This is a genomic window from Deinococcus roseus, from assembly GCF_014646895.1.
In the GTDB taxonomy this organism is placed as follows: domain Bacteria; phylum Deinococcota; class Deinococci; order Deinococcales; family Deinococcaceae; genus Deinococcus_C; species Deinococcus_C roseus.
Map to the genome: position 1 here is coordinate 24,788 of NZ_BMOD01000002.1, position 17,042 is coordinate 41,829.

The following is a 17,042-nucleotide window of genomic DNA, read 5'->3' on the forward strand; positions in this document are numbered from 1 at the left end:
TAGTCAATAAAGATTCACAATCAAGGCAAAAATCTAGTGTTCTAGACACCTTTTCTGAAAGATTATTCAAACTTAAGCAGCTTTAAAAATCTAAAGGCAGTCCCTGCTCAGGACTGCCCGGATTTGGCTTGCACCAAAACTCAAAAATCAAACAAACTCAGCTGTCTGTCCTCTTCCAGCACGGGCAAAACGGTCATTTCGCAGAACTCCAGACCCAGGCCCTGCAACCGTTCCAGCGCAGAAAAAGTGATGCTGGGGGCCACCAGCAGGCCCCTCACCTGCTGCCCGGTCTGCTCGCGGGTCAGTTTCACATACCGGTCCAGTTGAAACACCGCCTCATGGGTGGCCCTGGCCCTTTTGAGTTCAATCACCACCAGTTGCCCTTCCCGGTCTCTGGCAAAGAGATCCACCCCTCCCACATCGGTCAGGAGCTCCTCTTCCAGGATTTTCAGGCCCATTTCCATGGCATCTGGCTTCTGCTTCAGGGTCCTGCGCATCTCTGCTTCAGAACCCGACAGCACAAACCCATACTCCTGTGAAAACTCTGCAGCAAAGGCCAGATGGGGGTCCAGACACACCACGCGCACCACTTCAGGTGGGCTGTTCCGCTCTGCAGTGAGCACCACCATCCCGGCTTCCAGCGACACCGAAATGTGGTCGGTTCTGGGTTGCCAGTTCACGGGCTTCACCCCTTTTGCCCCCTGCACCTGAATGCTGCCATCTGGCTTCACAATCACCAGGTAATTTCCAGCCTCTGCATGACTGGCAGCGCGTCCTGCATAACTGATTTCACACTCCCCCACCAGTTGCACCAGTCGCCCTGAATTCAGGTGGCTGGACAGAAAAGCAAGCAAATCAGGACAGGAAGGTTGATGAAGAAGACCCGCAATCATGTCCCACACTGTACAGGATGGATCTTGCCTTCTCAAAGGACCACCCTGACCTCCAGCAACCTGTCACTGGCTTGGTACTTGCTCCATTTGCAGGAGATTTTCCTGCCAGATCCAGGTCATTTGGCCTGAAAAAATCAGTGTGAATAGGCGTTTTTCCCTGAGCTTTACAGCGGATGGTCCAGGCATTAGAATCATATATGCTGATCCCTGTGCTTACGGGAGTCGTCTAACGGCAGGACATCTGACTCTGACTCAGACAGTTAAGGTTCGAATCCTTACTCCCGTGCCAAAGACACTCAGGGATCGGCTTTTTTTATTCCTGAAAAACACAAGAGAAACTTCTGGATGTCTCCAAAAGCATCCAGAGGGCTTTTACAACCCACACGCATGGTGATGAAGCCCATCTGGTAGGGCACCTGACTGTAAATCAGACGCGGTAACGCATTGCAGGTTCAAATCCTGTCATCACCACTCCATGGATGGTTGTCAGAGCGGTCTATTGTGCCCGGTTGCTAACCAGGTGGGCGTACAGCCCCGGAGGTTCGAATCCTTCACCATCCGCCATTGGATGATTAGAGCAGCGGTCAGCTCGGTGCCTTGTCAGGGCAAAGGTCACCGGTTCGAATCCGGTATCATCCGCCAAAACCCTCAGGAAATTCCCGGGGGTCTTTTTTGTGGTCAGAAAAACCTTGCCTTGCAAATCATATAAACTCTGGACAGCCATGTCCAGCCCTGAATTTCACGAAGTCCCTGAACCAGAAACCCTACTGCAAAAGGCCTGCATCGTTCTGGAGGCCCTACTCACAGCAGGATACACCCGTGAAATCCGCAGGCAACAGGACGACATCTCGGAAAATGTCTTTTTGAAATACCGGCATGAAGGTTTGACCTTGCTGCTGGAATTTGCAGATTACCGATGGAGGCTGGAGGGCGTCAGTGTGCTGGTTTCCCTGGAAGATCCTGAAGGAAACAGCTATGGGCTTGATGACCTGCAGGCCGCCCATCCCACAACTGAACAGCGAGACCTCTGGGACTGGCTGGAAGATCTGGCCCACACCCACCTGCAAAAAGATCCTGGACAGTTGCTGTCCCTGGTGAAGCAACACCATGCAGTCAAATTGCTGCACTGGCAACAGGAGCAAGAGCAAGACCTGCAGCGCTACAGAAAATTGGCCCTCCAGATCGAAGAACACCCCGAAGGAAACATCTTCCTGCTGCCCAACACACCAGAAGCTCTGGGAGAGGATTTCTGGCGCTTCTTTCCGGACCATCCCACTGCAGTGCGGCAACCGTATGTGTGGCTGGTGGTTTGCGGCCTGGGCGAGTTGATCGCATCAGACCACCAGAGTGCTCTGGATGTGCTGAAAGGCACCTGATCAAAACCGAGCAACAATGCCCTGAAAACCCTTCTTTCAAGGCATTTTCCAGATTTCAGAATCGACTTCGGGAAACGGCTGCCTTAAAGCCCTCAATGGCAAAATCAATTTCGGCTGCAGTGACCCCTTTGCCCAGGCTGAACCTCAGGCTGGATCTGGCATCCTCCTCGCTGAGACCCAGTGCCAGCAGCACATGGCTGGCCTGCATGGTGCCTGCAGAACAGGCGCTGCCTGCAGAGACATACACCCCTTCCAGATCCAGGTTCATCAGCAGGGCTTCCCCATCTGCACCCTGTACGGTGACCGAAAGCACTTTGGGGCTGGAATCGGGGGCATGGTTGAAAAAGGTCCCCTCAATGCCCTGCAAGCCTTCCTGCAAGTGCTGTTTGAGGGCCGTCAGCTGGGCATGGGTTTCAGGCTGCTCCAGAACGGCCTCTCTGGCTGCTGCACCTGCTGCGTACACCCCGGTCACATTGTGGGTGCCTCCCCGGAAGCCTTTTTCCTGGTGCCCTGCCATCATGTGAGGGGCCAATTCCAGCCCTCTGCGCACGTAGAGCATGCCCACCCCGGTGGGGCCATAAAACTTGTGGGCACTGAACGAGGCATAATCCACCCCCCAGGCATGCACATCCACAGGCAAAATGCCCAGAGACTGCACGGCATCGGTGTGCACCAGAACACCTTTCTCTCTGGCGTAAGCTGCAATTTGCTGGATGTCCTGCACGCTGCCCACCTCGTTGTTGGCATGCATGATGGACACCAGCACCGTGTCTGATCTGAGGGCTTCTTTCACCTGCTCTGGATGGACGCGACCCCAGCGGTCCGGGGTCAGGTAAGTCACCTGAAACCTGCCCGTGGCTTCCAGAAAACGGGCCGGGGCCAGCACAGCACTGTGCTCGATGCTGGAGGTGATGATGTGCCCTTTTTCAAATTGCTGGGCCACACTCCAGAACACATGGTTGTCTCCCTCAGTTCCGCCTGAATTGAGAATCACTTCTAAAGGATGCGCACCCATGCTCTCGGCAAGCCACACCCGCCCCTCTTCCAGCAGTTCACGGGCATGCTGTCCGGCCCGGTGCACGCTGCTGGCATTTCCCAGCACCAGCGCAGCCTTCTGGTAGGCCTGCAGGGCGGTTTGGCTCATGGGGGTGGTGGCGGCATAATCCAGGTAGGCTTGCATACACGGACAGTCTATTACACCTGCAAAACAGCAAGGTGGCAGGTGCACCATGTCTCAAAACATCTCAAAAACAGGAATCCCATTGTTGATGGGGGCATGCAAAAACCAAAGCCGAGAGCCGAGAACAAAAACTGCCTGGGACAAATGATGCAATCCCAGGCCATACAGTGTCCTTTTGGACTTAACGCTCGAAACTGCTCACCAGTTGACCATCCAGATACAGGTTGAACACGGCATTCCCTTTCACAGAGACCTCAATTTCAGCGGTCATGCCTGCTGCGTTGGGGGCTTTCATCAGGGTGGACTCGCCGTTTTCATCCTGCACCCGCAGTTCAGCGATGCCTTCGCCCAGATCGCTGGGGAAGGTGTACTGGAACTTCTTGAGGGTGGTTTCAGGGGTCTGGGTGGTGTCAGGGTCGGGCTGGCCATTCTGACCATTCTGACCATTCTGGGTGTCTGGATCAGGATCGGTCTGGCCATTCTGGGTGCCCACATCAGGTGTGGTCTGGCCGTTCTGTCCTGTCTGGGTGCCAGGATCTGGGGTGGTTTCCACAGGGTCCGGTTTGGGCACAGGTCCCACTGGAGTTGTGGGATTTTCATTGACCGGTGGGCTGACCAGAGGAGCTCTGGACACATAAATGGTCACAGGAGAACCCACAGGAACTTTCTTGTACTCATCCGGGGTCTGGCGAATCACGGTGCCTTCAGGCAGTTCACTGACCACCTGCTGCACCTTGTTGAGCACCAGTCCAGCTTTTTCCACCTCTGCTTTGGCTTCATCGAAGGTCATGCCTTTGAGGATGGGGAGGAAAGTTTCTTTGACTTTTCTGCCGCCGGAAATCAGGATGTTGATGGTGCTGCCTTTGCCGACCTGGGTGCCAGGTTCAGGATCCTGGGCAATGATGGAACCTTTGGGCAACGTCAGGTCGTTGGGGGGGGAGGTGGTGACAGCACCGACTTTCAAACCCACTTCCTGCAGGGTGCGGGTGGCCTCCCCGACGGTCATGTCGGTGATTTTGGGCACGCTGAGGGGAGGCGGGTTGTTGACGGTGAGGGTCACCAGACGGTTCACATGCAAGCTGGTTCCGCCCTTGTGGTCCTGCTCAATGACGGTTCCGATGGCCACTCCGGGTTCTTCTCCATCCACCACAGCCACACGGAAACCGTCGTGCACCACCTCTTCTGCTGCCTGGGTGATGTTCTGCCCGATCACATCTGGAACCGTGTAAATGGGCGGATTCAGGTAGGCCTGGGTGGCATTTTTCATCACATAGCCCGTGCAGGTCAGGAACAGCAAACCAGGCAACCAGCCCCAGACCGTGAGGCGAGGACCAGCAGAACGGGGTTTTTTGTTTTTGACCGGACGGGTGGCCCGCACCTTGGAGCTTTGCAGGGGTTTCAGGAAATCGGCATTGAGGCGCTGCACCTCTTCGATGGGACGGTCCTGGAACTTCAGTCCTCTCAGCACAGGCTTGCCGTCCAGCATCACAATTTCGGCATCTGGCACTGCAAAGCCCTGTTCGGTGAGCACCTGAACCAGGGTGATCAGGGCTTCTACAGCAGCGGCGTCCTTGACGTGGGCCTGCAAAAAGTGCTCCACAGGATCTGCCGCAGTGGTTTTCCAGACGGTGTAGTAGGCTCCGGGTTTGGACACCACATCGAGCAGCAGCGGGCTTTCGCTGCCTTTCAGGGCTGTGCGGTATTTCAGAAACAGGGTGCGGGTGCTGGGGTCCACAATGGTGAACCAGTCCACGCGCACCAGCTCTCCACCGGGCGTGGTGGCCTCGTAGAGGGTGGAGTGGGTTTCTTTGGAGAGTTCCTGAACGATTTCGTATTTTCCGTCAATGCGGCCCATGCTGCCCTATAGTATACGGGCCAGATGAGTGATGCTTGTTAAAGCCTGTTCATGGAGAGAACACCGAACCCTCATGTTGCTTGCCACAAACACCACAAAAAACCCTCTCCTGCACAGGAGAGGGCACATGAGAAGCAACTTCAAAGCTTGGTGAGCTCAGGGTATTTGATCAGGGCCTCATCTTCAGAGAGAAATTCCCCTTCCTGATCCGGGCTCCACACCACGTCAATGCGCACCAGACCTGTTCCAGAAAGACCTGCCAGGATGTTGAGGACTTCCCGGACGCTGGTCGGACTCACGTCTTTGGAAAGGGCAGGCAAATTGCTGGAAGCAGCCATCAGGGTTACGGCCAGATACACCCCACCTTTTTCAAATTTGGCATCTGTGCGCTGGTACTTGCCGTAATTGCTGGTGGTTTGCTCGGTGAAATCGCTGCGGGCTTCGGCAGCCCAGGCCCTGACCTTGCCGTCCATCTGGCCTTCGTTGCCAGATCCTGTGTCCAGGTAGGCATACATCCAGCGGTCTGGGTGCCTGAGCACATTCAGGGCAGCCTCGTTGAGCATGCTGGCCAGTCCCTGATTGGAAGAGGCGTCACCTGTCTGTGCAATGCGCTGCATGGCTGCTTTCACTTCATCGCCTTCGGCCAGCAGGATCTGCACTTTCACAGCCTGGGCCTGACCACCGTAACCTGCCACCCCTGCTGCTCCGCCTTTGCCCCTTTTCTGCATGGCGGACATGATGATGAAGGCAACGATGATGATGAAAACGATGACACCAATGCCCCCGCCGCCTCCACCAATGAAGACATTGTTCCCGCCATAGCTGCTGTAGCCCCCTCCACCGGAATAACTTCCTCCACCGGAATAGCCTCCTCCACCGGAACTGGAACCTCCACCGGAACCAGAGCCTCCGAATCCCCCACCGCTCTGGGCAAAGGCACTGAAACTGACCATCCAGAGGAACACTGTCCACAACGCTTTCATGATGACCTCCAAAATTTCTGAAACAACCTGTTTTGACCTGTTCTGTGCTGCATGGGTGCTGCACAGGGATGACTGCATCATGGACCATTTCGGGTCCCCAAGAAGTGACGAATGCTGAACTCTGTCCTCACTCTACGCCCTTTGGGCAGACCGGGCGCGTAAAATGGGAGGAAGTTATGGAAGACCCTGTGATTGTGCTGTCCCGCCAGGAACTGGACACCCTGCTGTCCACCCTGATTGAACGCGATGAAAAACTGCTGTTCAAAAAAGACCTCAAGCCCACCAAGAATGATGTGCCCGTGGACCTTTACGTGTTCAGTGGCCACCTGGAAGCCCTGCGCAGCGAAGAGCTGGACGGCATGCTGATGGAGGCCATTGAAGACCTGGGTTATGAGGCAAAAGACGAAGATGAAGCCTGGGAGATCGTCAAGGCATTTTACCTGCCCCGCAAGTGCACCCTGATGCGGGTGGAGGAAGACGAGTACATCATTGGGGATGAACTGGCCCGCCGTCTGGGCCTCCTGAAAGAAGCCCCATGAAGCGCCCGGTGGTGCTGATTGTGCTGCTGGGTCTGGTGGGCGTGTTGCTGGGCCTCAAACGCCAGAAGCCCCCCAGAACCGTTCCTGGTGAGAAACGCACCGAGAAAATCGACATCACCCCTCAGGTGGAGGCGTTTGAAGCAGGCAAAACCGATCAGGCTCACCCTTGAATGCCCCATTTTTGATTAGACTGTGAGCATGATAGAGCGGATCTACCTCGCAAAGCCCAGAGGCTTCTGTGCAGGTGTGGTGATGGCCATTCAGGCCGTGGAAAAAGCAGCGCAAACCCTGGACAGACCCGTCACGGTGTACCACAGCATCGTGCACAACCACACGGTGGTGGAGCGCCTGGAGGACCAGTTTGGGGTGCATTTTGTGGAAGACCTGCAGGATTTGCCCATGCTTCCCGCAGAGGGAGACACAGTGGTTTTCAGTGCCCACGGAATCAGTCCTGCAGTGCGGGAAAGGGCCAACCAGATGAACCTGTTCAGCATTGACGCCACCTGTCCTCTGGTGACCAAAGTGCACACCGAGGCCAAAAAGTACGCCCGTGAGGGCTACCACATCCTGCTGATCGGGGACAGTGCAAAACATCAGGAGGTGATTGGCACCCAGGGGGAAGCCCCTGAGGTCACCACCGTGGTGGCTGTGCTGGGAAAAGAGGGCAAAGGCATGTCTGATGCCCACACCGTGACGGTGCCAGATCCCACAAAAGTGGTGGTGCTCACCCAGACCACCCTGAATGTGGACGATGTGTACAGAACCATCGAGGTGCTGAAAAGCCGTTTCCCTGAAATGGTGATTCCTCCCAGCGATGACCTGTGTTACGCCACCAAAAACCGTCAGGATGCCGTGAAGAACATTGCTCCAAACGTACAGGCTTTTCTGGTGCTGACCAGCACCCATTCCAGCAACGGCATGCGCCTGCTGGAACTGGCAGAGGCTCTGTGCGGACGTGCCCACCGCCTGGAAACCGATCAGGATGTGCAAAACATTGATTTCTCTGGAGTGGAGAGCATCGGGATCACCTCTGCAGCCAGCACCCCCGATGACCTCGTGCAGAAGGTGGTGCAGCATTTCAGGGACCTCAATCCAGATGTGCAGGTGATTGAAGAGGGCGAATGGGAGAACATCAAGTTCAGGGAACCCAGACGCATTCCTCCACCCACTGCACAGGTTTGAACAGAGCACATTCCAAAAAAGAACCCTGACCAAAAAGAACCCCGAGGTGTCTCTCGGGGTCTTGTTTTGCATGGGTTGTCAGAAAAATGCAGGTGAGGTGAAAGAAAAAGTCCAGTGCTCTCGGTTCTGGGAAAGGACCCTGGTCAGGAATGCCTGAAGGCGGCTTCGGCATCTGGGACCCTTTCCACTGGCGTTCGGGTGGCTTTGAATGGCTCAAGAATAGGGTGAAATTCGGGGATTATAAGCCAGCAATGGCACGCAGTTCAGATTCGTTGGTGAGGGCGATGCAGCGGTAGGCAGGGCTGAGCAGGCCGTCATCGCGCATTTCACCAATCAGCTTGGAGACGCTTTCGCGGGTGGCTCCGGTGCCTTCGGCAATCAGTTCGTGGGTGGCGCGAACAAAACGCACGCCTTCGGAGTCCTCTCCACCGAGGGAAGAATCGGCGAGGTTGAGCAGGTAACGGGCGATGCGTTCACGCAGTTCACCGTCCTGGATGTGCACACCGTCGTTCATCACACGCTGGAGCTGGGAGCTTAAAGATTGCAGGACTTCCCAGAGGGCTTCACCTTGCAGTTCCTGGGGGTAAATGGGGTGAACCACAGCGTCGGTGAGGGCAATCACCTGGTGAGAGCGTTGCAGGCTGTGCAAAGCTTCTTCACCGAAAATGTCTCCGGGTTGAATGTGGCGCACGGTCAGGTTGCGGCCCTGGGGGGTGAGGCGCACGGCGCGCAGCAGGCCTTTTTCCAGGCGGTACAGGCTGGGACTGGCATCTCCGGTGTAGTACAGGGTGTCTCCGCGACGCAGGGGGCGGCCCTGTCCGTGTACATCAACCATTGTGTAAGATCCGTAAGTTTTCATGGTATCCCTCCCTGGGGCTTTTCTGGCCCGAAAACATGTCTTGTCTTTGAACAAACCTTGTACAGATTTGTCATTCAGTATAAGCAAAACCTACTGTTCAATAGCAATTATACACACAAACCACCCGGAAATCTCTTGGAGGTTTTTTCATTTTACTCAGAATGAATCAAAAAGATGTCGATCCAGAGGGGAAATTTCAGCTGTGTACAAGATTTGACTAAGCTTGGCTTCAGTCCTCCTGCAGCCTCACTTCAGGAAAATCCCGACCTCAATCGTCTGGGCAGCGGCCTGGACGGTCATCGCTGGATCACGGTTGTATCCGCCCGCCATCACACTCACCACGGGAATCCCGGCCTCAAAACACCACTTGAAGACCCAGGCATCCCGTGCCCCCACCCCTTCCAGAGACAGCGCAAACCGACCAAATCGATCATTGAAAAGCACGTCTACACCGGCCAGATAAAAAATCAAGTCGGGTTTGAAGGCCTCCATGGCTGCTTTCACCTGGGTTTGCAGAACATTAAGGTACTCAGCATCGGTCACACCATCTGGAAGGCCAATGTCCAGTGAGCTTTTTTCTTTTCTGAAAGGGTAATTTCTCTCCCCGTGCACACTGAGGGTGAACACCTCTGGATGTTTTGCCAGCAAGCTGGCGGTCCCATTCCCCTGATGCACGTCCAGATCCAGCACCAGAATCCTTTTTGCCCACCCATGTTGCAAAGCCAGATGGGAGCAGATCGCCACATCGTTGAGCAGGCAAAATCCTTCTGCCCGGTCCCTGAAGGCATGGTGGGTGCCCCCGGCCAGGTTGATGCCCCAGCCTGTGGTCAAAGCATCCTGCAAAGCCGCCAGGGTGCCTCCTGCTGCTGCTCTGGCCCTTTCCACCACCTGCACACTCCAGGGAAGCCCATATTCCCGTTCCTCCTGGCGGCTCATTTCACCGTAACGCCAGCGGTTCAGGTAAGCAGGATCATGCACAGTGGCTGCCAGATCCCAGGGCAGCACTTCGGCATTCAAAATGGGAAGCTTCCCGAGCAGGCGGTCCCGCACCCCTGCATACTTGTAGAGGGGAAAACGGTGGCCTTCGGGAAGCGGAAAAGTGATGTGGGCAGGGGTGTAAGCTTTCAGCACAGCTGAATTCTAAAAGCTCCAGGACACAGGATGTGTGGCCCACCACCAGAAACAGATTCAGGGCATGCGTGCATGAAACATGTACCGCTCCTCGATGATGGGATACCCCTGATCAGAAGCCCGGGGGTCCCACAGGTCTTGCAATTGTTCTGCAGAGCGTTCATCTCCATTCCAGCGCTGGTACAGCACCAGATCATTCAAGGTGGGCAGGTGTCCCCTGGTCCTGAAGGTCCATTCTCCCAGCACCTCTGCACCTGCATTTTCCAGTTGCTGTAGAACTTTTGTGCGCACTTCCTCTGAAGGATAAATGCACAAAACCTCTGCCCTGGGTGCAGCAAACACTGGCAAATGGTTCAGAAAACTGGTGGGACCCCTTCTGGAAACCAGCAGGTCATAACGCCCCTGCAAACCAGCAGGCACCTCTGACTTGCCCTCCCAGCAAAAAAACCTTCCTGCTGGCACCCGCTTTCTGGCCTCAGCCAGAAAGTCCTCCATCCAGTCATACCCGGTCCATGACGCTGCAAGCGGAGCAAACCGGCGGGCATCTGGGGCATGGGCACAGCCTGCTTCCAGAACACGTTTCTCCGGGGAAAGACAGGTTTGCAGCAGCTGGGAAAACCAGTCCTCCCCTCCAGCCGCAGAGAGGGTCTGGTTCCAGGGGTACTGGTACTGACCAGAAGTGGAAGCCAGGGTCTGGTACCACTCTTTTGAATGGAGGGTTATTTCAGCACCTCCAGCATTTGCTGCTGGATTTTTCCATTGCTGATCAGCAGGGGTTCACCATAACGGTAAGGCGCTCCAGAGAAGCCACTGAATGCCCCTCCAGCTTCTTCCAGAATCAGCAGGCCTGCACTGACATCCCAGGGGTTGAGCTTGTACTCCCAGAAGCCGTCCAGACGGCCGCAGGCCACATAAGAGATGTCCAGGGCCGCTGCACCGGGGCGGCGCACAGGCAGGCCCAATTTCAGAAAGCGGGCAAATTTTTCCAGGTTGGTGGGATCACTGGCCACATCGTAAGGAAAACCTGTGGCCAGCAGAGCAGGAGCCATCAGATCTGCAGTCTGAGACACCTGAATCCTGCGGCCATTCAGGAAAGCCCCCTGTCCCCGGATCGCAGTGAACAGCTCATTGCGGTTGGGATCAAACACCACCCCCACACTGCGCACCCCCTGAATTTCCAGACCAATGGACACACAGCTGAAAGGAAAACCGTGGGCATAATTCACCGTGCCATCCAGCGGGTCCACCACCCACAGTTGATCGGCTTCCCGGTCCTGGCCCCCTTCTTCGCCCAGAATGGCGTGGTCTGGGAAGTGAAGCTGAATCACCTCGCGGATTTTTTCTTCGGATTTTCTGTCCACGATGGTGACCAGGTCTGAAAAATTGCTTTTGCTGGACACCCCAAAATCCTGGTCCCGGTAAAACAGGTGAATGGCTCCGGCAGCCTTTGCAGCTTCGATGGCCACATCCAGACAGCGGTTCAGGTTTGGGTTTGGTTCTGGGTTCAGGTGCATGCTCATGGGGTCAGCTTAACCCCTCACCACTGGCTGCAGGTCTGGTTCAGGGCCAGGTGTCTGGGCAAATGATGGCATGCTGCGCAAAGCTGCTCACCACAAAGTTGACATGCAAACACTACACTGAGAGCAAAGATGTCATTTTTTCGCCCAGTCTTTTTGATTGTGATTGTTGGAGCGCTCACCTCCTGCATGCTCACGACCCCCACCCAGGGGGTCAGGAATGTGCACTTCAGGGTCAGCGACGACCTGAAAGAGCTTGTTCCTGCACAGTTGCTCAGCGACCAGCGGGTGCCACGGGCCCAGTGGATGGGCATTCCTGAAGCCCTCAGGAAAGCCCCCAATGGCAGCCTGATTCTGGCCTGCAGTGACAAAACCGTGTTTTACAAACCCTGGGGGCCCTGCTCACACATCACCCGAAAATGGGACGACAACACCCTGGCAGAAGCCCGCGAGTTCTTCATGAAAAATGGCTTTCATCCGCTGCAAAGGCTCTATGATTATCACGCTGTGGTGATCCTGAGTGATGGCACCACCCCAGAGCAACTGGAACAGATGGGATACCGCATCCGGCAGCTGCAGGACACCGAGTATGACTTCACAGGCATGCCAGACACCTATTACTGTTCCACCTATCAGAATGAGCTGGCCCGCTATGCTGGCATGCCCGACCCCATCCCATTCAATGCAGGCTGGAATGCTTACGTTCCAGCAGATGTGCTCTCCAATTCCAGAATCAAGGTGCTGTATGTCGGGGTGCAGGATCCCCATGAGGGAGAGAACAACAAACCTGCCCATCCCTGAAGCCTGCTGATCTGCTGGGCTGCCTAAAAGAGTGACATGCTGTGCAGCAGCAGATACGGTACATTATCAGGGTGATTGACCGTTACTTGACCAAAGAAATGAAGACCCTGTGGTCGGAAGCCAACAAATACCGCGCCTGGCTGAAAGTGGAGCTCGAAGCCGTGCGGGCCTGGGTGGAACTCGGAGAGGTTCCTGCTGAAGCCTACCAGGACCTGCTGCAAAAATCCCAGAACGACCCTCTGGATGAAGCTTTTGCAGAACGTGTGGCAGACATCGAAAACGTGACCCGTCACGACATCGTGGCCTTCACCACCGCCCTCACCGAGCGTTACGGCGAAAATGCCCGTTTCATTCACCTGGGCCTGACCTCCACCGACGTGGTGGACACCGCCCAGAACATCATTCTGGATGAAGCCCTGGAGATCATCGTCAAAGACGTGCAGGCCCTACGCGAGGTTTGCCGCGATCAGGCCGTGGTGTACAAACACACACCCTGCATTGGGCGCACCCACGGCATCCACGCCGAGCCCATGACCTTCGGTCTGAAGTTCCTCAACTGGATGAGCGCTCTGGACCGCGACCTGGAGCGTCTGGAAGCTTCCCGCAAGCAGGTGCGCGTGGTGATGCTGTCGGGTTCTGTGGGCACCTTTGCCCACGTCAGTCCCAGAGTGGAAGAATTCGTGGCTTCCTCCTGGGGCTGGGACATCGCCAAAGTCACCAACCAGACCCTCAGCCGGGACCGCATTGCCGAAGTGATGTCTGCCCTGGCCATCTTCGGGGCCACCCTGGAAAAAATTGCTGTGGAAATCCGCCACCTGCAGCGCTCCGAAGTGCGGGAAGCCATGGAACCCTTCGCCAAGGGCCAGAAAGGCTCTTCCAGCATGCCCCACAAGAAAAACCCCATTGGCTGTGAGAACATCACTGGCATGGCCCGCCTGATGCGTGGCAACCTGCAGGTGGCCCTGGAGAACATCACCCTGTGGCACGAGCGGGACATCTCCCACTCCAGCGCAGAACGGGTGATCCTGCCAGACACCACCGCTGCGGCCACCTTTGCCACCCGCCGCCTGACCCGCATTCTGAAGGATCTGGTGGTCTTCCCAGAGCGCATGATCCACAACATGAACGCCCTGGGTGGCCTGATCTTCTCCCAGCGCGTGCTGCACAAGCTCATCGACACGGGTCTGCTGCGTGAAACCGCCTACGCCATTGTGCAGCGCAACAGCCTGGAATCCTGGGAAAGTGGCGTCCCGCTGCGCGAACTGCTGGAAAAAGACAGCGAGATGCCCCTCTCCAGCGAACAACTGGACGCCGCCTTCAACCTGGACTGGTACCTGCGCGAAGTGGATGCCATCTACGCCCGGTTCGGCCTGTAAGCCCTGAACGCACCAGGACCTCTTCCAGACCGGAAGGGGTCTTTTTGTTGGCTGACTTTCAACATCCCGTCTGGGAACCATCTGCATCCACCCCCCGTATTTCCTTTCAGAGGTGAACGAGACCATGTTAGACCAGAAGAAATTTTTCCGTACCAGACAGGACCGCATCCTTGCGGGGGTCATGGGTGGATTGGGCAATTATTTCAATGTGAATCCAGCCATCCTGCGCATCGCTGTGGCCCTGCTCGCCATTTACTATCCGGTGGGTGGCGTGCTGCTGCTGGCTTACATTGCTGCCTGGATCCTGCTGCCAGAAGCCCCGCTGGGCAACGAGAAAACCTTTCCGCCCCTGTTCGGCAACCTGCAACGCTCCAGAACCGAACGCATGATCGCTGGTGTGTGTGGGGGCCTCAGCCGCTATTACAAGCTGGATGTCAACATCCTGCGCATCTTCTTCGTGATCCTGACCCTGCTCAGTGGGGGCATCCTGACCGTGGCCTATCTGGTTTTGTGGATGCTCTTGCCCCAGGAAAACCTGTAAGAGTTTACAGTTCACAGTAAAAACATTGATTGAGCTGATCATTTTTCAGTTCAAAATGGAACCCTAAAAGCCCTGAAGTTCAGGGCTTTTTTTTGTTTTTGCGAAAGCCAGCCCATGTTCACTGTGAACTTTCTACTGTGAACTGTAAACTTCTCCGCTGTGAGCAAAGCCAGACTTCCGTCAGAGCAAAGCCGCTATCATGAAACAGCATGCAAGTCATCCACACCATACAGGCCCTGAGAGGGCACCTGAAGGGGAAAACCAGCATTGGGTTTGTGCCCACCATGGGTTTCTTGCATCAGGGACATGCCAGCCTGATCCGGCAGGCCAGACAGGACCATGAAACAGTGGTCCTCAGCATTTTCGTCAATCCCACCCAGTTCGGTCCCACCGAGGATTTCAGCAGCTATCCCAGAAACCTGGAAGCAGACCTTGCGGTGGCCTCTGAAGCTGGCGCAGATGTGATTTTTGCCCCTGAAGTGAAAGAGATGTACCCCCAGGGGTTTGCCACCAGCGTGGAACCTGCAGGGGCTGCTTTGCCTCTGGAAGGGGAAAAACGTCCGGGTCATTTTTCCGGGGTGACCACGGTGGTGCTGAAGCTCCTGAACATTGTGGGGGCCCAGTCTGCTTACTTCGGAGAGAAGGATTTTCAGCAGGTGGCGGTGGTGCGCCAGATGGTGCGGGACCTCAACCATCCCACCCGCATTGTGGCCTGTCCCACCCTGAGGGAAGCTTCCGGTCTGGCCATGAGCAGCCGCAACAGTTACTTCACCCCGGGGCAGAAAGCCCAGGCAGATGTGATTTATCGGGCCTTGATGGCTTCCAGAGCGGCCCACCAGCAGGGAGAACGCACTGCTGGTGGCATTCTTGAAGCTGGGAGGGTGGTTTTACAAAGCCAAGAAGCGCTAAAATTGGAATACTTCACACTGGTCGATGCAGCGACCCTGCAGCAGATCGAGCAACAGGTCGAAGTGCTTGGCGACTCTGAATACAGGCTTCTCGTGGCAGCACGGCTCTTCAAGGTGCGCCTGATCGACAATATGGGACTGGTATGATTGGTGAACTTGCTATCCAAATGATCTCACGGCGAGCCTCCGACATTCACTTGCACGTCGGGTCTCCTCCCATCGCCCGCATTGACGGTCACCTCTCCCGCTTTGGTGACAAGATCCTCACCCCCGATGACATGCGTTCCATCATCAAGGAACTGATGACCGACCGGCAGATTGCCGAATTTGAGCACCGTTTCGAGATGGATTTCGGGTATTCCTTTCCCAGCGTGGGAAGGTTCCGCTGCAACGTGTTCAAGCAGCGGGGAAGCATCGGCATTGTGATGCGGGTGATCCACAACAACATTCCCAGCTTTGAATCGCTGGGCCTCCCCACCACTTTGCTGGAAGATTACGTGAACCAGGACCGGGGACTGATTCTGGTGACCGGTCCCACAGGGTCCGGGAAGTCCACCACCCTGGCCAGCATGGTGGATTACATCAACCGCCATTTTGCCTACAACATCATCACCATCGAGGACCCCATCGAGTTTCTGCACAAGAACCACCAGAGCATTGTGGTGCAGCGCGAAATTGGTCAGGACACTGCAGACTTCAAGAGTTCCCTGAAGTACGCCCTGCGTCAGGATCCGGACGTGATCCTGATTGGCGAGATGCGTGACAAGGAAACCGTGGAAGCAGCGCTTTCTGCTGCCCAGACCGGACACCTGGTGCTGAGCACCCTGCACACCCAGGACGCCATGCGAACCGTCAACCGCATCATTGACTTTTTTGCCCCCCACGAGCGGGAACAGATTCGCATTCAGCTGTCAGATTCCTTGATCGGCATCATCAGCCAGCGCCTGTTGCGCAAGGCCACCGGAGAAGGTCGGGTGCTGGCCTATGAGGCCCTGATCAACACCCCCCTGATCCGTGAATACATCCGGGATGAGGAGAAGACCGCCCTGATCAAAGATGCCCTGGCAGAGGACAACCTGCGCGGCATGCACACCTTTGACCAGCACCTCGTGCACCTTTACGAAGACCAGCTCATCACGCTGGATGAAGCCATTTCCAGCGCCACCAGCGCACATGAGTTGCGTCTCATGCTCACCTCCAGCAACAGCTGGTAAAATGAACATTCTCAGGCAAACGCGAGTGGATCTCACTCGCGTTGTCTACTGAAAAACCTGAAGAAGAAGGAAGACCATGACCAAAACACACGAAATCACCGTCAAGGGCTACGAGAAGCTCATCAATGACCTGGATCACCTGAAGAAAGTGCGCCGCCCTGAAATCAGCGATTACATGGGCAAAGCCATTGCAGATGGTGACCTCCGGGAAAGTGCAGCTTATGATGAGGCCCGCATGCTGCAGTCCGAGAACGAGGCCAAAATTGCTGAACTGGAAGAACTGGTCAGCAAGGCTGTGGTGGTGGTGGAAGACCTTTCAGAACTGAAAAATTCCAGCCTGAACCTCTCCAAGGTCAAGTACAAGGTGGAGGCAAGCCGCAGAAGTGGCGTGGCACTGGGGGCCAGAGTCGAAATCGAAGACGAAAAAGGCAAAACCCAGACCCTGGAAATTGTCGGTGCTTACGAAGCTGATGTCTTCAAGAAGAAAATCAGCGACCAGAGTCCTCTGGGCCAGGAACTGCTGGGCAAGAATGTGGGCGATGTGGTGGTGGTGCGTCCCAACGAGAAGTTGACCATCAAGTACACCATCAAAGCCGTTCAGTTTGATTGATTGCTTTACAGGTTTCCAACCCATAAAGCCCTTCTGATCAGAAGGGCTTTTTTGCTGCCGTCCTGCTCTGGTCTGTC

At 55.7% G+C, this 17,042-nt stretch carries 18 protein-coding genes and 4 tRNA genes; 14 read left to right on the plus strand and 8 right to left on the minus strand.

The genetic code is table 11. The annotated features are described in order from the left end of the window. Positions 1-140 precede the first annotated feature (140 nt). Positions 141-893: an endonuclease NucS gene (gene nucS / locus IEY52_RS02975; RefSeq protein WP_188999685.1), complete on the minus strand. Its 753-nt coding sequence runs from the start codon at positions 891-893 to the stop codon at positions 141-143. Between the two features lie 215 nt (positions 894-1,108). On the opposite strand from nucS, the gene IEY52_RS02980 reads away from it, so the two are divergent. The 5 genes from IEY52_RS02980 to IEY52_RS03000 all read left to right on the plus strand — a co-directional run bounded on the left by IEY52_RS02980 (position 1,109) and on the right by IEY52_RS03000 (position 2,269). Continuing rightward, positions 1,109-1,182: transfer RNA gene (locus tag IEY52_RS02980), tRNA-Gln, on the plus strand. Positions 1,183-1,282: 100 nt separating this feature from the next. Then, positions 1,283-1,364 (plus strand) — tRNA-Tyr (locus IEY52_RS02985). 6 nt (positions 1,365-1,370) lie between these two features. Further along, positions 1,371-1,457 (plus strand) — tRNA-Ser (locus tag IEY52_RS02990). A 2-nt stretch (positions 1,458-1,459) separates the two neighbouring features. Continuing rightward, a tRNA-Asp gene (locus IEY52_RS02995) sits at positions 1,460-1,535 on the plus strand. An 80-nt stretch (positions 1,536-1,615) separates the two neighbouring features. Continuing rightward, the gene (locus IEY52_RS03000) at positions 1,616-2,269 is read left to right on the plus strand and encodes a hypothetical protein (RefSeq protein WP_188999688.1); all 654 of its coding nucleotides are present in this window, start codon (positions 1,616-1,618) and stop codon (positions 2,267-2,269) included. A gap of 55 nt (positions 2,270-2,324) precedes the next feature. On the opposite strand, the gene IEY52_RS03005 is transcribed toward IEY52_RS03000, so the two are convergent. The 3 genes from IEY52_RS03005 to IEY52_RS03015 all read right to left on the minus strand — a co-directional run bounded on the left by IEY52_RS03005 (position 2,325) and on the right by IEY52_RS03015 (position 6,287). After that, positions 2,325-3,449: a cysteine desulfurase family protein gene (locus IEY52_RS03005; RefSeq protein ID WP_188999691.1), complete on the minus strand. Its 1,125-nt coding sequence runs from the start codon at positions 3,447-3,449 to the stop codon at positions 2,325-2,327. A 181-nt stretch (positions 3,450-3,630) separates the two neighbouring features. Then, positions 3,631-5,304, minus strand: a complete 1,674-nt coding sequence (locus tag IEY52_RS03010; protein ID WP_188999693.1) for a PASTA domain-containing protein — start codon at positions 5,302-5,304, stop codon at positions 3,631-3,633. A 140-nt stretch (positions 5,305-5,444) separates the two neighbouring features. After that, the gene (locus IEY52_RS03015) at positions 5,445-6,287 is read right to left on the minus strand and encodes a DUF1517 domain-containing protein (protein WP_188999695.1); all 843 of its coding nucleotides are present in this window, start codon (positions 6,285-6,287) and stop codon (positions 5,445-5,447) included. A gap of 176 nt (positions 6,288-6,463) precedes the next feature. Between IEY52_RS03015 and IEY52_RS03020 the strand changes: the two genes are divergently transcribed. The 3 genes from IEY52_RS03020 to ispH are packed head-to-tail and all read left to right on the plus strand — an operon-like array spanning position 6,464 to position 8,008. Continuing rightward, on the plus strand, positions 6,464-6,826 hold the full coding sequence (locus tag IEY52_RS03020) for a hypothetical protein (protein ID WP_188999697.1): 363 nt from the start codon (positions 6,464-6,466) through the stop codon (positions 6,824-6,826). Beyond that, entirely contained in the window at positions 6,823-6,996 is a 174-nt protein-coding gene (locus tag IEY52_RS03025) for a hypothetical protein (RefSeq protein ID WP_188999699.1), read from the plus strand. The genes IEY52_RS03020 and IEY52_RS03025 overlap by 4 nt, the downstream gene beginning before the upstream one ends. Positions 6,997-7,024: 28 nt before the next feature. Continuing rightward, a complete protein-coding gene (gene ispH / locus IEY52_RS03030; RefSeq protein WP_188999701.1) occupies positions 7,025-8,008 on the plus strand; it encodes a 4-hydroxy-3-methylbut-2-enyl diphosphate reductase in 984 nt (327 codons plus the stop codon). Positions 8,009-8,246: 238 nt separating this feature from the next. Here the strand turns inward: ispH and IEY52_RS03035 are convergent, their stop codons facing one another. The 4 genes from IEY52_RS03035 to IEY52_RS03050 all read right to left on the minus strand — a co-directional run bounded on the left by IEY52_RS03035 (position 8,247) and on the right by IEY52_RS03050 (position 11,518). Then, positions 8,247-8,867 (minus strand): Crp/Fnr family transcriptional regulator, encoded by a 621-nt coding sequence (locus tag IEY52_RS03035; RefSeq protein ID WP_188999703.1) that lies wholly within the window; start codon positions 8,865-8,867, stop codon positions 8,247-8,249. 246 nt (positions 8,868-9,113) lie between these two features. Beyond that, the gene (locus tag IEY52_RS03040) at positions 9,114-9,998 is read right to left on the minus strand and encodes a histone deacetylase family protein (protein WP_188999705.1); all 885 of its coding nucleotides are present in this window, start codon (positions 9,996-9,998) and stop codon (positions 9,114-9,116) included. A 57-nt stretch (positions 9,999-10,055) separates the two neighbouring features. Further along, positions 10,056-10,418: a hypothetical protein gene (locus IEY52_RS03045; protein WP_188999708.1), complete on the minus strand. Its 363-nt coding sequence runs from the start codon at positions 10,416-10,418 to the stop codon at positions 10,056-10,058. Positions 10,419-10,717: 299 nt separating this feature from the next. Next, on the minus strand, positions 10,718-11,518 hold the full coding sequence (locus IEY52_RS03050) for an inositol monophosphatase family protein (protein ID WP_229684619.1): 801 nt from the start codon (positions 11,516-11,518) through the stop codon (positions 10,718-10,720). 186 nt (positions 11,519-11,704) lie between these two features. Here IEY52_RS03050 and IEY52_RS03055 point away from each other — a divergent pair, with 186 nt between their 5' ends. The 6 genes from IEY52_RS03055 (at position 11,705) to IEY52_RS03080 (ending at position 16,965) form a co-directional block, all read left to right on the plus strand. Then, positions 11,705-12,316 carry a hypothetical protein gene (locus IEY52_RS03055; protein WP_188999710.1) on the plus strand — a complete coding sequence of 204 codons (612 nt, stop codon included), beginning with the start codon at positions 11,705-11,707 and terminating at the stop codon, positions 12,314-12,316. A 71-nt stretch (positions 12,317-12,387) separates the two neighbouring features. After that, on the plus strand, positions 12,388-13,692 hold the full coding sequence (gene purB / locus IEY52_RS03060; RefSeq protein WP_188999713.1) for an adenylosuccinate lyase: 1,305 nt from the start codon (positions 12,388-12,390) through the stop codon (positions 13,690-13,692). A 124-nt stretch (positions 13,693-13,816) separates the two neighbouring features. Continuing rightward, complete coding sequence (locus tag IEY52_RS03065; RefSeq protein WP_188999715.1) at positions 13,817-14,233, plus strand: PspC domain-containing protein; 417 nt, start codon at positions 13,817-13,819, stop codon at positions 14,231-14,233. 209 nt (positions 14,234-14,442) lie between these two features. Continuing rightward, complete coding sequence (gene panC, locus IEY52_RS03070; RefSeq protein ID WP_188999718.1) at positions 14,443-15,288, plus strand: pantoate--beta-alanine ligase; 846 nt, start codon at positions 14,443-14,445, stop codon at positions 15,286-15,288. Further along, positions 15,285-16,355 carry a type IV pilus twitching motility protein PilT gene (locus IEY52_RS03075; protein WP_188999721.1) on the plus strand — a complete coding sequence of 357 codons (1,071 nt, stop codon included), beginning with the start codon at positions 15,285-15,287 and terminating at the stop codon, positions 16,353-16,355. Before panC ends, IEY52_RS03075 begins: the two co-directional genes overlap by 4 nt. Before the next feature lie 76 nt (positions 16,356-16,431). Continuing rightward, positions 16,432-16,965, plus strand: a complete 534-nt coding sequence (locus tag IEY52_RS03080; RefSeq protein WP_188999724.1) for a GreA/GreB family elongation factor — start codon at positions 16,432-16,434, stop codon at positions 16,963-16,965. Positions 16,966-17,042 lie beyond the last annotated feature (77 nt).

Coding starts and splice junctions, on each gene's coding strand:
- nucS (WP_188999685.1), bottom strand. CDS start 893: ATGATTGCGGGTCTTCTTCATCAACCTTCCTGTCCTGATTTGCTTGCT.
- IEY52_RS03000 (WP_188999688.1), top strand. CDS start 1,616: ATGTCCAGCCCTGAATTTCACGAAGTCCCTGAACCAGAAACCCTACTG.
- IEY52_RS03005 (WP_188999691.1), bottom strand. CDS start 3,449: ATGCAAGCCTACCTGGATTATGCCGCCACCACCCCCATGAGCCAAACC.
- IEY52_RS03010 (WP_188999693.1), bottom strand. CDS start 5,304: ATGGGCCGCATTGACGGAAAATACGAAATCGTTCAGGAACTCTCCAAA.
- IEY52_RS03015 (WP_188999695.1), bottom strand. CDS start 6,287: ATGAAAGCGTTGTGGACAGTGTTCCTCTGGATGGTCAGTTTCAGTGCC.
- IEY52_RS03020 (WP_188999697.1), top strand. CDS start 6,464: ATGGAAGACCCTGTGATTGTGCTGTCCCGCCAGGAACTGGACACCCTG.
- IEY52_RS03025 (WP_188999699.1), top strand. CDS start 6,823: ATGAAGCGCCCGGTGGTGCTGATTGTGCTGCTGGGTCTGGTGGGCGTG.
- ispH (WP_188999701.1), top strand. CDS start 7,025: ATGATAGAGCGGATCTACCTCGCAAAGCCCAGAGGCTTCTGTGCAGGT.
- IEY52_RS03035 (WP_188999703.1), bottom strand. CDS start 8,867: ATGAAAACTTACGGATCTTACACAATGGTTGATGTACACGGACAGGGC.
- IEY52_RS03050 (WP_229684619.1), bottom strand. CDS start 11,518: ATGAGCATGCACCTGAACCCAGAACCAAACCCAAACCTGAACCGCTGT.
- IEY52_RS03055 (WP_188999710.1), top strand. CDS start 11,705: ATGCTCACGACCCCCACCCAGGGGGTCAGGAATGTGCACTTCAGGGTC.
- IEY52_RS03065 (WP_188999715.1), top strand. CDS start 13,817: ATGTTAGACCAGAAGAAATTTTTCCGTACCAGACAGGACCGCATCCTT.
- panC (WP_188999718.1), top strand. CDS start 14,443: ATGCAAGTCATCCACACCATACAGGCCCTGAGAGGGCACCTGAAGGGG.
- IEY52_RS03075 (WP_188999721.1), top strand. CDS start 15,285: ATGATTGGTGAACTTGCTATCCAAATGATCTCACGGCGAGCCTCCGAC.
- IEY52_RS03080 (WP_188999724.1), top strand. CDS start 16,432: ATGACCAAAACACACGAAATCACCGTCAAGGGCTACGAGAAGCTCATC.